Origin of the sequence: Brenneria alni, from assembly GCF_003666245.1 — a bacterium.
In the GTDB taxonomy this organism is placed as follows: Bacteria; Pseudomonadota; Gammaproteobacteria; order Enterobacterales; family Enterobacteriaceae; genus Brenneria; species Brenneria alni.
On sequence record NZ_MJLZ01000041.1, the window covers coordinates 24,417 to 39,025 of the forward strand.

At 51.1% G+C, this 14,609-nt stretch carries 13 protein-coding genes and 1 tRNA gene; 9 read left to right on the forward strand and 5 right to left on the reverse strand.

The features are described 5' to 3' along the window. The first annotated feature begins 143 nt into the window (after window positions 1-143). From BIY29_RS16010 to BIY29_RS20290, 7 genes are all read left to right on the forward strand, one after another. Window positions 144-1,034, forward strand: coding sequence for a MurR/RpiR family transcriptional regulator (locus tag BIY29_RS16010; RefSeq protein WP_121576067.1), 891 nt, complete (start codon window positions 144-146; stop codon window positions 1,032-1,034). 70 nt (window positions 1,035-1,104) lie between these two features. Continuing rightward, window positions 1,105-2,238 (forward strand): ABC transporter substrate-binding protein, encoded by a 1,134-nt coding sequence (locus BIY29_RS16015; protein WP_121576068.1) that lies wholly within the window; start codon window positions 1,105-1,107, stop codon window positions 2,236-2,238. Next, window positions 2,238-3,353 carry an ABC transporter ATP-binding protein gene (locus tag BIY29_RS16020; protein WP_121576069.1) on the forward strand — a complete coding sequence of 372 codons (1,116 nt, stop codon included), beginning with the start codon at window positions 2,238-2,240 and terminating at the stop codon, window positions 3,351-3,353. The genes BIY29_RS16015 and BIY29_RS16020 overlap by 1 nt, the downstream gene beginning before the upstream one ends. Continuing rightward, complete coding sequence (locus tag BIY29_RS16025; protein ID WP_121576070.1) at window positions 3,353-4,204, forward strand: ABC transporter permease; 852 nt, start codon at window positions 3,353-3,355, stop codon at window positions 4,202-4,204. The genes BIY29_RS16020 and BIY29_RS16025 overlap by 1 nt, the downstream gene beginning before the upstream one ends. Beyond that, on the forward strand, window positions 4,201-4,980 hold the full coding sequence (locus BIY29_RS16030; RefSeq protein ID WP_121576071.1) for an ABC transporter permease: 780 nt from the start codon (window positions 4,201-4,203) through the stop codon (window positions 4,978-4,980). Before BIY29_RS16025 ends, BIY29_RS16030 begins: the two co-directional genes overlap by 4 nt. A 28-nt stretch (window positions 4,981-5,008) precedes the next feature. Further along, entirely contained in the window at window positions 5,009-6,151 is a 1,143-nt protein-coding gene (locus BIY29_RS16035; RefSeq protein ID WP_121576072.1) for a M24 family metallopeptidase, read from the forward strand. An 11-nt stretch (window positions 6,152-6,162) separates the two neighbouring features. Beyond that, window positions 6,163-6,327 (forward strand): hypothetical protein, encoded by a 165-nt coding sequence (locus tag BIY29_RS20290; RefSeq protein ID WP_170158956.1) that lies wholly within the window; start codon window positions 6,163-6,165, stop codon window positions 6,325-6,327. On the opposite strand, the gene BIY29_RS16040 is transcribed toward BIY29_RS20290, so the two are convergent. From BIY29_RS16040 to BIY29_RS16065, 5 genes are all read right to left on the reverse strand, one after another. Next, window positions 6,324-8,498 carry a LamG-like jellyroll fold domain-containing protein gene (locus BIY29_RS16040; protein WP_121576073.1) on the reverse strand — a complete coding sequence of 725 codons (2,175 nt, stop codon included), beginning with the start codon at window positions 8,496-8,498 and terminating at the stop codon, window positions 6,324-6,326. The genes BIY29_RS20290 and BIY29_RS16040 overlap by 4 nt on opposite strands. Before the next feature lie 344 nt (window positions 8,499-8,842). Continuing rightward, the gene (locus tag BIY29_RS16045) at window positions 8,843-10,948 is read right to left on the reverse strand and encodes a hypothetical protein (protein WP_147437169.1); all 2,106 of its coding nucleotides are present in this window, start codon (window positions 10,946-10,948) and stop codon (window positions 8,843-8,845) included. Window positions 10,949-10,961: 13 nt separating this feature from the next. Beyond that, the gene (locus BIY29_RS16050; protein ID WP_121576075.1) at window positions 10,962-11,396 is read right to left on the reverse strand and encodes a CesT family type III secretion system chaperone; all 435 of its coding nucleotides are present in this window, start codon (window positions 11,394-11,396) and stop codon (window positions 10,962-10,964) included. Window positions 11,397-11,949: 553 nt separating this feature from the next. After that, a tRNA-Arg gene (locus BIY29_RS16060) sits at window positions 11,950-12,024 on the reverse strand. A gap of 76 nt (window positions 12,025-12,100) precedes the next feature. Continuing rightward, window positions 12,101-13,057, reverse strand: a complete 957-nt coding sequence (locus BIY29_RS16065) for a formate/nitrite transporter family protein (protein ID WP_121576076.1) — start codon at window positions 13,055-13,057, stop codon at window positions 12,101-12,103. Between the two features lie 362 nt (window positions 13,058-13,419). On the opposite strand from BIY29_RS16065, the gene mlaA reads away from it, so the two are divergent. After that, the gene (gene mlaA / locus BIY29_RS16070; RefSeq protein WP_121576077.1) at window positions 13,420-14,181 is read left to right on the forward strand and encodes a phospholipid-binding lipoprotein MlaA; all 762 of its coding nucleotides are present in this window, start codon (window positions 13,420-13,422) and stop codon (window positions 14,179-14,181) included. A gap of 38 nt (window positions 14,182-14,219) precedes the next feature. Then, window positions 14,220-14,609, forward strand: a 390-nt coding sequence (locus BIY29_RS20405; RefSeq protein ID WP_205680360.1) for a hypothetical protein, incomplete at its 3' end; no start/stop codon positions are given.

The following is a 14,609-nucleotide window of genomic DNA, read 5'->3' on the forward strand; positions in this document are numbered from 1 at the left end:
TGCTATAAACGTAGTGAATGAATTGAGTTTATCTATATGATTTGTTGGAATTTTATTGTATTTGTTGGGGAGTTTGATTTTTAGTGTTGCAAACACAACATATTTGTATTTTACTGTAGTGGCTGAACCACTTGAGGCTTTATATGGATTTCACAACGCTGGTTAGTGAACGTTTTTCAAGTCTGACTCCGGCGCAGCAACTGATTGCTCGTTATATTGAAAGTAATAAGGAACGCGTGGCGTTTATGACGGCCAAGCAGTTAGCTAATGCAATAAGTGTCAGTGATGCAGCGATAATCCGGTTTTCCCGTGCATTAGGTTATCGTGGTTATACCCATCTGCGTGAAGATTTGGGAGAAGCGCTGATTGAAAAAACGGGCGCGAGCGGAACATTTCAATGGGCACCAATGCCGTCCAGCGAGTCTGAATTAAAAAAGCAGGTGTTTGCAAATGGCAGTTTGTTAATGGATCAAACTGCGGAGTTAAATCAATCAGAAACCGTTGTTCGTATTGCCGACAAGTTGGTATCGGCTAGGCGTATATGGGTTACGGCGCATGGTACAACGCATGCGATGGCTGCCTATCTAACAATGCAGCTTAATGTGCTGAAAAATGCGGAAATATTTGACATTGGGCATGGCGATGTAGCCGATCGTATAAGGCACGTAAGTGAGGAAGATGTTTTTATCGGCATCGGTTATGAGCGTTATATTCCTTATACCGTTGAAATGATGCATCTTGCCCGCATTCAGGGAGCCTATGTTGTCGCGTTGACCGATCGACCGACTTCACCCTTAGTACAAGAGTCTGATGAAGCGCTTTATATTGTACGGAGCACGTCACCCGTGGCTTGGTGGTCACAAGCTGGAACGCTGATTATGGCGGACTGGTTAATGTCTCAAATGGTGGTTCTGGATGAAGAAAGAGTAAAAGAAAAATTACGGCAGTCAGATAAAATATGGGAATTGCTTGGTCATTGGAAAAATGACAACACCAGGGAAACACTTATAAATAAAAGATTTAATAAAAAGTAGTATTTGTTGTTAATATATTATTTATACCAGAAAGGAATTTTTTCGTTATCTATTATAAAGGACAATGAGTATGAGTAATAAAAAAGAAGGGATATTTCCTACAATTCAGGACTCGGTGGTAGCTGATATAGATACCACACGTCGCCGTTTGATAAAACAAAGCTCCATTATCAGTGCCGGAGTAGCGCTGGGTGCTTTTTCTGTTCCTTCAGTCTTTGCCAAAGGAAGCCAGGAGGTGATTGTCCGCGGATTAGGCGGCGCTTATCAGGAAGCGATGGAGATCGCTATTTATAAGCCTTTTACTGCTTCAACCGGCATTAATGTAAAGATTCAGCCATCTACGGCGGCTCAAATATTGGCAATGGTAAAATCCGGGCAGGTTAGTATTGATGTTTTGGATTTAGCTGATGTCGCGCAAATCAATTTGGATAAAGCTGGAGCGTTAGTTCCGATTAATTATTCGGCAATGAAATTCTGTGATCCGAATGATGTTTTGCCAGAACTTCGCCAGCCGAATATGGTTGGTAATCTGTTGTTTGCCACTGTCATCGCTTACAACACCGATATTTTTAGCGTGGGATCTCACCCTAAAACCTGGGCGGAGTTTTGGGATGCCACTCGTTTTCCTGGCCCCCGGACATTAGCGGATATGCGTTCTGGTTCAGCAGAACTGGAGTTTGCCCTGCTGGCTGACGGTGTTGATAAATCGCAGATCTACCCTATCAATATCGAGCGCGCTTTAGCCTCTCTGAACAAAATTAAACCTCATGTTTCAAAATGGTGGGACACCGGTGCAGTTTCCGCACAGTTGCTGGAGCGCAAAGATGCGGTATTAGGCGGTATCTGGAATGGCAGAGCGCAGGCATTAATTGATCAAGGCGCGCCACTGGCCATTGAGTGGAATCAGGCAAAACAGCAGGTGCAATACTGGAGCGTGGTTAAAGGCGCGCCAAACCCTGAAAATGCTCAGTTGCTTATCGATTTTGCCCTGCAGCCAGAGGTTCAGGCCAAGCTCACTCAGTATATTGCCTATGGCCCGACCAATAAAAAAGCCTTTGATTTTGTGCGGCCGGAAGATTTAGTGAAACTGCCCTCGAATCCGGCGTATTTCTCACGTTCTTTTGTGCAGAATGCGCAGTGGTGGTCGGATAATCTGGAACAGGTAGGTAAAGTCTGGCAGCCGTGGATCTTGGGTCAGTCTTGATGGGTATTGCCAGCTTGTCATTCCGTTCTCGCAATGTGGGAACGGAAATGCGCATACAAGGTATTACCCGGCGTTTTGGCCAGACGGTAGCAGTAGATAATCTGACTCTGACTGTCGAACCGGGGGAGTTTGTCACCCTGCTGGGCGCCAGCGGGTCGGGGAAAACCACCACATTAATGATGGTCGGGGGTTTTACCGCCCCAACCAAAGGCCGGATCCTGATCGGCGGTCAGGATGTGACGGATCTCCCGCCCGGTAAACGCAATTTGGGCGTGGTGTTTCAGAATTATGCCTTATTCCCGCATCTCTCCGTCTTCCGCAATCTGGCATTTCCGCTGGAAATGCGCGGTGTAGCAGGAAAAGTCATCAGGCAAAAAGTGGCGGATGCCCTGGATATGGTGCAACTGGCTGACAAAGGCCACCGGCTGCCACGCGAGTTATCCGGCGGGCAGCAACAGCGAATTGCTTTGGCAAGGGCGTTGATTTTCGAGCCGCAGGCCCTGTTAATGGACGAACCGCTGGGGGCGCTGGACAAAAAACTACGCGAGCATATGCAATTGGAATTAAAACGCCTGCATACGTCATGTGGTTCTACTGTCCTGTTTGTTACCCACGATCAAGAGGAAGCACTCACGCTTTCCGATCGGGTTGCGGTAATGCAGGATGGTCGGATTGCGCAAATTGACACCCCGAAATCCTTATATGAAAAGCCGGAAAGCCGCTGGGTCGCCGAATTTATCGGGCAATCAAATTTTATTGGCGGTTATATTGATGGGATTCATGCCACGGGATATGACGTCAGGCTGGATAGCGGCGAACGGGTAAGCGGGCAGGGAGTCAAGCATCTGACATGCGGGCAGCGTGTATTCGCGGTATTACGACCAGAGAAAATTCGTCTGGCGTCGGCAGGTCAGTTGCCGGTAAACGCCGTGGTAAGAGATGTGTTGTATTTGGGGCATACGGTGAAAGTGGCCGTGCAGATTAATGACGGTACTGAGTTACTGGTTCAGGCCCAGAATATTGATCTGGAAAAGGCAATAACCCCCGGTCTGGCTATCTCGCTTGGCTGGCAGGCGGAGAGCCTGTGGTTTATTGCCGGGGAACATGGGCAATAATGAGTATGTCGATCCCGTCTCGGCGTAACTGGAAGCCCTGGTTGCTGTTGGCGCCGTCGCTGCTGGCCTTGCTGGTGTTCTTTATCTACCCGTTGATAAATATGCTGAGTGTTAGCGTCTACAGCCCGGATTTTACCTGGCAACACTATCTGCGCATTATCCATGAGCCGGTTTGGCTGAACGTATTGTGGATCACCCTGCGTATTTCGCTGTGGGTGACGTTAAGCACACTGTTGCTGGGCTATCCACTGGCCTGGGTGCTGGCAAGGCTGAAGCCCCGCACGGCGAATATCTTTCTGATTGTGGTGATTATCCCTTATTTTACCAGCGTGCTGGTGCGTACCTATGCCTGGATGGTGTTATTGGGAACTGAAGGTATCGTGAACCAACTTTTGATCGCCATTGGTCTACTCACCGAACCGCTAAAGCTGATGTATACCTCAACCGGCGTGTTGATTGGCATGACCTATATTCTGCTGCCATATATGATTCTGGCGCTGTACAGCGTGATGCGCGGGATCGATCTCGGTTTACTGAGTGCCGCAGAAAGCCTGGGGGCTTCGCGCCGCCGGGCCTTTTGGCGGATTGTTGTTCCCCTCTCGTTACCAGGGGTGGCGGCAGGCGGGTTGCTGGTATTCATTCTGTCTCTGGGTTTTTTTATTACGCCTGCACTGATGGGCGGCCCACAGCAGACCATGATTTCGATGGTGATCGAAAGCCAGATAGAGACCTATTTTGATTGGGGATTCGGCTCGGCGCTGTCTTCTGTTCTGCTGGTCTGTACATTATTGCTATTTTGGCTTTATCAGCGGCTGAGTGGGTTAGAGCGGTTGTTTGAGGCAAAATCATGAATACAATCAGGCCGGGATTGTTTTCGTGGATGATGGCGATAGGGGTGCTTCTATTTCTGGCGTTGCCAATCATCATTATTTTCCCCCTGGCGTTTAGTCAGACAGCCCACCTGACTTTTCCTCCCGACGGATTTTCCCTGCGCTGGATGGAAAAAGTACTGACAAATGCCGACTGGCTGGATTCGCTGTGGCTGAGTTTTCGTATTGCTATTATGGCGACCATTCTGGCGATGATATTAAGCCTGTTTATGGCGATAGCATTGGTTCGCTTTCGTTTTACCGGTAAGAAAATTATCTATGTGCTGGTATTACTGCCTATGATCGTGCCTAATATTATATCGGCGCTTTCACTATTCTTTTTCTTTTCGGCTGTCGATATATTTACGAGTATGAGTGCGATTATCATCGGCCATACGATAATTTCATTACCTGTGGCGACGATTATTATTTCCTCCACCTTGCAGGGAATAGACGGCCAACTTGAGTATGCGGCCATGAGTCTTGGCGCTGGCAGTTTTACCGTATTTTGGCGAATTACCTTTCCACTTGCTGCCCCAGGTATGATATCTGCCGCTATTTTCTCTTTTCTCAGTTCTTTTGATGAATTATTAATTGCGATGTTTATGGCTGGCAATACAGCACAAACACTATCTGTACGAATATGGAACAGCGTGCAGTTTCAACTCGATCCGACTATTGCGGCAGTAAGTGTATTGTTAGTTCTGATTACCGTTGTCACTCTACTGGCTGCCAATTTTATAACAAAACAACAATAGTAATATTGTGCATTTTTATGGGAATAATATGAATAGTCATCAAGAGTTGGTCTTTACACGGGAAGAATATCATCAGCGAGTAGAAAATATTCGCTCTTATATGCGAGCTAAAGACATTAGTCTATTATTGATTGACCAAACGGAATTTTTATTTTACCTCACAGGGTTTGGCATTTCCGAAAATATGTACCGGGCCTGTTTATTACCGCTGGAAGGTAACCCGGTGATGATCTTCCGGGCTATGGACGAGCACACCTTTAAGGAAAACAGTTGGATAACCGATACCGTGACCTTTGCTGACTGGCAAGACCCCATAGCGGTAATTATTAGCACGGTTATTGAACGTGGCTGGGATAAACTGAACATTGGCGTAGATTTTGATTCTTATTGTATGACGGTGAATCGTTTTAATCGCTTGCAAAGCAGCCTTCCTTCTCAGCCTTTTCGCGATTTCTCCGGCGTACTGGATCTGTTACGGGAGTGCAAAACGCCACAGGAGATTGGCTACATCCGTGAGGCGGCAAGGGTTAATGATTTGGCATTTTCTACGGTTTTAGCTGATACCGGGATAGGCAAAACCGAGCGTGAGGCTGCAACCGTTGTTCATCAGGTGTTTATGCAGAATGGACTGGATTCACACCGCTGTGGAATTATTACCCTCGGCGTAGGAAATAGCTTCCTGCATGGTAATTTACACAATCGCCCATTAGCGTCTGGAAATATTCTGCATACGGAGCTTGTGGCTTTTAAGCGTGGCTACAGTGCCCGATTAATGCGTCCTATCGTGATTGGTCAAGCCTCTTCCCAGCAGAAAATATTGGCAGAACAGTTGATTGCCATTCAGGACACACAGTTTGCGGCCATGCAGCCAGGCGCAATTGCCAGCGATATCGATGGATTGGTTCGTGATGCGGTGCTGGCTGCCGGACTGCGGCAAGACTATGTCAGTATCACGGGATATTCTTTGGGATATTATTCACTTTCTACACCTCATACCAGCGATTTTAGCCGGGTGTTTTTACCCAACGCCGAGTGGCGTCTGAAGCCGGGAATGGTATTTCACATGTATATTTATGCCGAAGGGCTGGCATTCAGTGAAACCATTGCCGTTACCGAGCAGGGCCATGTCCGCCTGACTCAGACGCCGCGCCGGTTGTTTATTGCTGGCTGAAAGCGGCGCGCATGTCATCTGACCTGGCTGGTTATTGTTTTTCTTCTGCCGTGCAGAGTATGCCGGAAAACAGAGGGGAGGCGTGTAGCCTCCCCGGTATCGAGCCTGAGCGCGTATCGGCGAACGTCCGGGCTGCGCAAGCCCTGTACGCCGAGGCGCTTTCCGTCGGCGGTTAACCGGCAGACGAACGGCTTGCTATCGCGTTCAACTCCGCAATTCTTTCCGCGCTTAGTGCGCCATGCCAAATCCTGAAGTCATCATAGCGCCCTCTGGTATAGGGATCCGCCGAATACTGCGAACGACCGAGGAACGAGTCCGTGGCGGCGCCCAGATGATAAGGCGCCAGAGAGAATTCCGAATTGCTGCCGACTGCCGCGCCGTTGATATAGAGCGTACAGACGTTGCCGGACAGCGTGACGGCAACATGTACCCACTGATTGAGGGGGAATGGGCTATCGGCATCGACCTTTTGCGCATTGTAGTCATGAATGGTGGTAATACTGAAAACCGGATTGCCGCTGTTGCCGGCAAGCGTAAGCATCATCCAGCGGCGTTGCCCGGAACCGAAGTCAAAAACCCGCGACCATGTTTTTGCCTCCTCTGCGTAGAAATTGGTGGCAATAGTAAAATCGGCAAGGCTTGAGGTTGTGCCTTCAGGTATGCGGATATAGTTATCAACGCCATCCAGCGACACTCCGCCGCCAGTCCGGCCTGTCGCCCATGCCGCGCCATTAACCAACGTGCTGGCGGCCCAGCTTTCGGTTCTGTCATAAGCCTCCGTCCCGCTTGCTTCATCGAAAGTAAGATGCAGCAGTAATTCAGGTTGCACACTGATCCTGACCGCATCGGATGATGCGCCTTCAATGCCGTTGGTGACGGCGGTGATCACATAATCGTAGCTGGCGGCGCCAGCGATATCGGTGTCGGAATAGGTCAGAACATCACGGATGTCGCTGGCTACGATGACGAACGAATCGCTGCCTGATGCCGAGCGCTTGACGGTATAGCTGTCGGCGTTCGCTACACCCCACCAGGAGAGTTCGATTTTATCGCCGCGCAGATAGGCGGTTACGCCAGAGGGCTTCAGGTCGTTGGCTTCGAGTTCACGTGAGAACAGCAATGTTCCGTATCCCAACTGATCGCCGTTGCTGAGATTACCTTCCGGGTACAGTGACTCGACTTGTTTCTGTACGTAAGGCGCGGCCAGACCACGCCGTTTGACGTAGTGGTTGTAAACAGACTCCCATACGGGGCGCACATGGCCCTGACCGGCGGTCGACAGGCCGGTAGCCAGCCCGTGTTTATTACGATAATCCAACCAGGGCACCGGGTAGAAGTTTCCGTCGGGATCGGTCAGGTTTGATTTGGCGACATATTCCGCCCCGGCCAGGAAGCGGTTATTGTCGTAGCCGTACATGTCATCGCCCTGATTCCAGGCCATTTCGCAGAACACCCCCGCGAGACCGATGCCCAGCGTACAATGTCCCTGATCGCGCCCGCTCTCCTGCCACTGCCCAAGATTGCCCGGATGCACGTGGTATACGGCTTGCAGCGCTGCGCCGTTACCCTGCCCATACTTGTAATAATCCAATGCTTCCTGGTAGATGTCCTGACGGTCGCACAGGATACCGGTCGCCAATATGCAGGCGAGGGAGGCCTGATCCCAGTTCGCCCAATAGTTGGTAATGACCGCGTCATTGTGCTCAACCAGGAACCTGCTGCAATGGGGGTAGAACACATTCAGTATCATGTTCTGGAAGCGCTCGAAATCCGCCGCCGCCCACCCCGGATAGGTGCGCATTATCTCGCCGGCATTGGCGAACTGATACCCGTAGATGCCAGCAGCCAGATAACGATCGGCATTGCCGGTGAGCGTCTCTAAGGTTGACGACCAGGCGTTGAGGAACACCACCGCCTGATCCGCATATTGGGTATCGCCTGACACCTTCCAGCGCACAGCCAACTGATAAGTACGCTGAATATCGATGTATAACTGGGCGAAATTGCTGCCGTCGCCGCCGCGCACTACGGTGGCTAATGGCCGCGGATCGGTTCCCAATTGTGAATATCCGTTCGCCAGGAGCGTGTTCCAGCCGTCCAGCCAGGGCTGTTCAGCCGCATCCACCCCGGCTTTCATCCGCGTAAAATCTTCTTCGGTATGCAGCAGCCCCGGATGAACAAAGGTACGTTCCGCAGCGGTTGCGCTGTCTGCGGTCGACTGAGCGCTGCCCGTATCGGACGCCGCTCTGCCTGTGCCGACGACACCGATAAATGCCGCGCCTAGCGCCCCTTTAAGTAGCAGGCGACGTTCGATTAACAGTTTCTTTTCAAATGCTGAATTTGCCATGAGTGATTTCCTTTCATCATGTAATGAGGAGTGTGACGAACTGTGGTCAATGTTAATGCTGGCCGGACAATAAGGCCGGGAATGAAAACATCACCACGGCACGTGGCCTTCATTAATAGCGGAACATGTCCATGCTCCGGTGATGCCTCGCACCATAACCACGGGTTGCCACACAACGAATGTAGCATGCGGCCCGGATGAAATGCGTTAAAATTTATTTAAAAAAGAGCGTATTGGCGAAGCGTTGGATAAAGTTTGCCTGACGTTAATAGCAGCTCAGGCACCTGCCTGAGCTGTTTACAGTACACATCCATGATGGTATTCAGTGCGTTTCAAACCGCTGGCTATGGGTGAGAGCCGGGCGCCTGGGGGGGAGTGGATGAAGTCGGCTGGTCATCAACGGTCTGGCTCGATGGCGGCTCGTTGCTCTTCACGGCGGCGGCAGTCCGTCGCACGACCTCGGTCACGCCGCGATCCAGCAGATTCAGCGCCTCGGTGGTGGCCTGGGGGGCAACCTGTAATACCCCCCGCAGCGCGTGATAGGTGTTCTCCAGCGGGCGTAGGTAACTGTCCGCACCGGTTGCACGGGGCAGATGAGGCCGATTCTGTGCCGCGATGTTGAACGCTGCGTTAGCCAGACGGTCTCCCGGTTCAATCTTTCCCTTATGCGCCTTGATCTCCGAAGGAACCGCCTGATTGGCATAGATGGAGGAGAGATAGGCGACCGGTCCGGCCATACTGAGCAACGCGTTTTTAGCACGTTGAGCGCCATTGATCGGTTCCGAATCCGACGTTTTAGGCACTATTCCGCTTAGGGTCGCGGCCTGTACTCCCGATGCCATTTTGCTGTAGAAATTGCTGCGCACCTTTGCTTGCGTGATATCCAGGCTCTGTTTGAGTTTATGGGGGAGACTCGTCTGGGATGTTCTTTGTGGCTCGAAAGTATGGAATGTCCGTCCTTGAGGGTCGGTATAGGTGGTCTTAAGTTGCACTGCCGCCTTGGCAGCGCCTGCCATGCCAGAGCCGATGGCCGAGAATGATGAGAGAACATGTGGCGTATCCAGATTAAAACCACCGAGATCTTCAAGGCCCTGGCGCAGCGTCTGGATAGCGCTACGCGGTATATAGGCTATCGTATCCCCCAGCGCCAGAACGGTATCGCTGCGCAGTTGTTTGTTGCTCACCCGCAGATGTTCCTGATCCACCTGGGCCTTTTCGTCAGCCAGAGCTTGTGATGATTTTTGCAACATCTCGCCGTATTCGCCCACCGCCGAATGTAAGGGTTTGGGTACAATGGCATCGGCCTTGACGGGCTTGAGCGTGGGGATCCCTATCGCCTGCAAACCGCTTTCGATAACCGGTTTCATAAATCCGCCGATTGCCTCGTGCGCCAATCCTGTGACGCTGCCGGACAGCCCTGCCCGCCCTAGAACGCCCAGGGCGTCGGATCGGGAGATATGATTGTCGGCGATGACGTTCATCCAGGATCTCACCTCTCCCAAGTGCAGGAATGTCTGGACTCCCTGACTGATGGCCGAACCTATAATGATCTTACTTCTATCGACCGTTCCTATCGGCTTGGCCAGACGTTCCTGAACATCTTGCAGATCAAGGTGAGCACGCACGGTGGAGAGATGACTGGTTTCTGGCCGGGTCTGATAGTCCGCCAGTACGTTTTGCAGGAATGCTAAGGTCTGCTTATGGGCCTGGATCTCTGTCTGGAGTGTCTGGACACGCTCATTGGAGGGGCTATCGTTGGCTAGTTCATGTTCGACCAGTGCCAGATTGGCCTCAACCTTGCGCAGGCTTGTCTCAAGCGCATCGGGAACTTCCCGGATCGCTTCACGTGCCGCTGACGCCAGGGCCGTCTGGCTACGGCGGATGTCCGCACGATCCGCCTGATCGAGGTTGGGTTCGCGTAGCGCGGTGTCGTGCAGCAGATGGGCATACTCCAGGTAGGCGCCCAATTGCCCCGCGAATTCAGCGAAGACCTGGGCGGTGTCCTGGACATCCGGAGGATCATTCGGCCCACTGCGCGCCGCAATGGTATTAAGCTGGTCGGCAAAAGTGGCATCGGCCAACCGAGGTAGCGGTGATATCCCAGGCAAATACGTTGCCGCATCATTGAAACGTGCGCCGGGATTGGCCTCCAGTATGCTGCCTAGCAGCCGTGGAAGCGCGCCATCGATCCGGGGGGTGCCTGCGTCGCTCCGCTCCATCAGATTCAACCGGTAGCCATCAAAGAGTTCCTGGCGGCGTTCCGGCAAGATTAAAGCCTGACTCCGGGGAGCGACGGAGGGGGTCGGGCGTTCGTATTGCCCATTTAACAGTGGAGGATTAACGGATGGCCGGACACGAATCGTCGGCGCCGATGTAGAGCTGGACGCTTCCGACTGAGTGGAAATCTCACCATGAGTAAGCGAATGGAGTTTTATATCGTCGATACGCATATTCCAGACCCTCTTAGTTGGATTCGTTTGCCGGCATATGGGCAGCTTTCGTGGTTATCGACTCGCGCCATTCATGTGCGAAAGCGGCACAGGCAGCGAGCGCAGACAATAGCGCGGACGCTGAAGCGCGCTCAGGGTTGGCAGCCCCCATGAGTAGAATGTTTCCGGTCTTGGGGTTGCGAGCCAGCACCGCGCCATAGGGAGCATTGAATAGATGAAAATTCATGTCCAGCAGGGCTAATGATTGTTTCTCCGGGTTCGCACCGTGCAACAATCCCAGGTCAGCGTGAATCAGGACATGACCTGGCTCTGGCTGCGAGACGTAGGGTAGGGAAAAATCGATACCATCGATCTCAAAATGGGGCCGCTCATACAGCACGCCGCTGCGGGGGATTTCAGCAAGGTTACAGATATCATCAATCAAGGCACGATAGGCTTCCAGGCTCATCTCAGTACTCACTCGTTATGGTTTGCAAAGATAGACATCGGAACCCACTAATTCGCATCAGAAGGGGGTATGTGGAGCCAAAGAAAAGGTAAATGATTCTCTTTTGCTATACCTTGAGTTGTAGTGGAAGATAAGCGGGTTCCTTTTGGGATATGAACTTTTGATGTCAATGCTTACGTCGACACCAGGCGTGTACCGGGTGGAATGTTGCCGCTTTCAGCTCTGCCCGTGCGCTTGCTTATCGCCTTAGGGGGATGCCGGGTGGGAATCCATCGCGCTCTTCGTCGTGAAAGGTGCATACCGTGTTCGTCAGTCAGTTTGACGGGCTTTTCAGCAGGTTTTGCATCTCTAACCTTTACCTCAGTGAGAGCCGTAGAAAATCTCCCACAGTAATGGCATCTGCATTATCGAACTTATCATGCCAACATTTATACCAACAAAACAAGCTGGATTACTGTATATTTAAACAGTATTTAATGGATTGTGATTGAAGTGCATTTCATTGAAAAAATTGAGGAAAATAGACTTTGATATACTTCGATAGACGGGGTTCTGGCGTCCCCAGCAGGAATCGAACCTACAACTAGCCCTTAGGAGGGGCTCGTTATATCCATTTAACTATGGGGACGCAAAGCGGGGCTATTATACTCATTTTGGCCCTGAGAATAAGCACTTAACAGTGCGTTTGCTTAAACTGTCAGCAATCAGGCTTCTTTTTTCTCTTTTTGCTGCGGTATCTTCTTCTCCCGCCCGGTCACTTCTTTCATGGATTGATTACTCATGTCGTTACGGGTTTGGGCATGACTCATCAGGGCGAAAATGAAGGTGCCGCCGATAATGTTGCCTGCCAGCGTCGGCAGAGCAAAAGGCCAGATGAAATCCTGCCAGGCGATTTTACCGATAAACACCAGGTAAAAAATTTCTGAGGCGCCGGCGACAATATGTGTGAGGTTACTGAATGCGATCATCCAGGTCATGATGATGATGACCCATATTTTGGCTGAACCGGCGTGCGGGATCATCCAGACCATGGTGGCGATAATCCAGCCGGAGACCACGGCATTGGCAAACATTTCTGTCGGTGAATTTTTCATCACCTTCATGGAAAGCTCGATCAGCGCGTCGCGGGTTGCGCCATCAAACACAGGCATGTAGGTGAACGCCAGCGCGGCAAGCGCCGTACCCACCAGATTGCCTGCCAGCACCAGTCCCCATAATCGGAATAGCAGATAGAAATTATGGCGTGCTGGTTTTTGCATGACGGGAAGCACTGCCGTCACGGTATTTTCGGTAAACAGTTGTTGGCGGGCCATAATAACGATTACAAAGCCAATGGTGTAACCAAAGCATTGCAGTAAAAAACCACCAGGGACGCCCACCAGGTTCATATGCAGCATACCGATGGCCATGAATGACGTGCCCATCGACAGGCCCGCAGCGATAGCCGACCAGAATAGCGCCATGGCATCCCGTTCCAGCTCTTTTTCTCCTTCCTGACGAATCTCTTCATGTATGGCGGCGGCAGGCGAGGGTAATGCCGCTTCTTCAACGTCGATGTCTTTGCCCTGACTATTTTCTTCGCTTTCCACCTCGATATTCTTTTCATCATCGGGCGGTGGGCTTTCTCTCTCGGTGTGGTTCCGGGCTGATGTCTGGTTCATACCTGTTCTCTTTATCTCTCTTTTTACTGCCTTAAGCGTAGCCGTTTTCAAAATATGCGGTAGCATCGGTTTTGGGGGAGCCTATGCTATGATTTTGTCATGCAGCAGGGGGGAGTGTCGAAACCGCCTGTTACACTGCACGTACTATCTGCGTTTCTGTCATTTGAAAAGATATTGAGAATAGTCTGGTAAGTATCTGAAAAGACAGGAATGCGCAAGCCAGCGTTAGCAGGGGAGCAATAAAATGTTACACTGTTGGCCGATATTCCGCCCTTGCTTCTCAAGCTGATGAACTGAGGAGATTCCGGGAATGCCTTGTTCTCAGTGGTGGGTATAACGCAATATAATCAGGGAGAACAGATATGAATTACCGCCTGAGTGGGGTGGTGTTTGCCAGTGTGTTACTTGTGGGTTGCGCCAGTTACGGCGATCGGTCTCAGGAAGGGCGTTCGGACCCACTTGAAGGATTTAACCGTTCCATGTTCAGTTTTAACTATAACGTGCTGGATCCTTATCTGGTAAGACCGGCGGCTGTTGTGTGGCGAGACTATCTGCCATCACCGGCGCGTAATGGGCTGAACAACTTTTTTGGTAACCTGTCTGAGCCTGCGACGATGGTGAACTATTTTGTCGAAGGTAAACCGTATAAAGCTATGGTGCACTTCAACCGTTTTTTCCTGAATACCTTGTTGGGAATGGGCGGTTTGATTGATGTGGCGTCAATGGCGAACCCCAAACTGGCAAAAGAAGAACCCCGTCGTTTCGGTAGTACGCTGGGTAATTATGGGATGGGGTATGGGCCATATGTGGTCTTGCCTGGCTATGGCAGCGCAACAATCCGTCAGGATGGCGGCGATTTCATTGATACGCTCTATCCGCCGTTGAGCTACCTGACATTCTGGATGTCGGCGGGGAAATGGATGCTGGAAGGGTTGGAAACGCGGGCGCAATTGCTGGATTCCGACGGTTTGTTGCGTAATTCTTCCGACCCTTACCTGATGGTGCGTGAAGCCTATTTCCAGCGGCATGATTTCCTGGCCAGTGACGGGCAGATCACTCCGCAAATAAATCCAAATGCAGCGGCGATTGAAGACTCGCTTGGCGAGATTGACTCCGGTCAGTAATTACCGGGTATTTTCGCTTCGGCTAAAGGCACCTGAGGTTGCTGACAAAGCAGCCTGTAAGCCTGAGATACACGGCCTGGCGTACCGAGGGGCCATTATGGGACACATCCTTGTGTCCCATCCTGCGGGTCAGCATAAATGCTGTTCAAATTTTGCTCCCGGCAAATTTGTCGGCGGCTTACGCCGCTACGACCCCTCAGCACGCCCTCCCTAATAATGAGCTTTGTCAGCAGTCTGAGGCACCTTCGGGTGCCTTTAGCTTTGATAAAATGCTGCTACACTTATTTTTAGTTAGAGCATCAGTTAGTTTGTTTCGTAAAAGTTATTACATTGTTATTCGTTTATTTACTTACAAAAATTTCTTTTCTCTTCCAGGTGACAATAATGACACATTGCTGGCCAGCGCTGATGCCCCTTTGGTGCTGAAA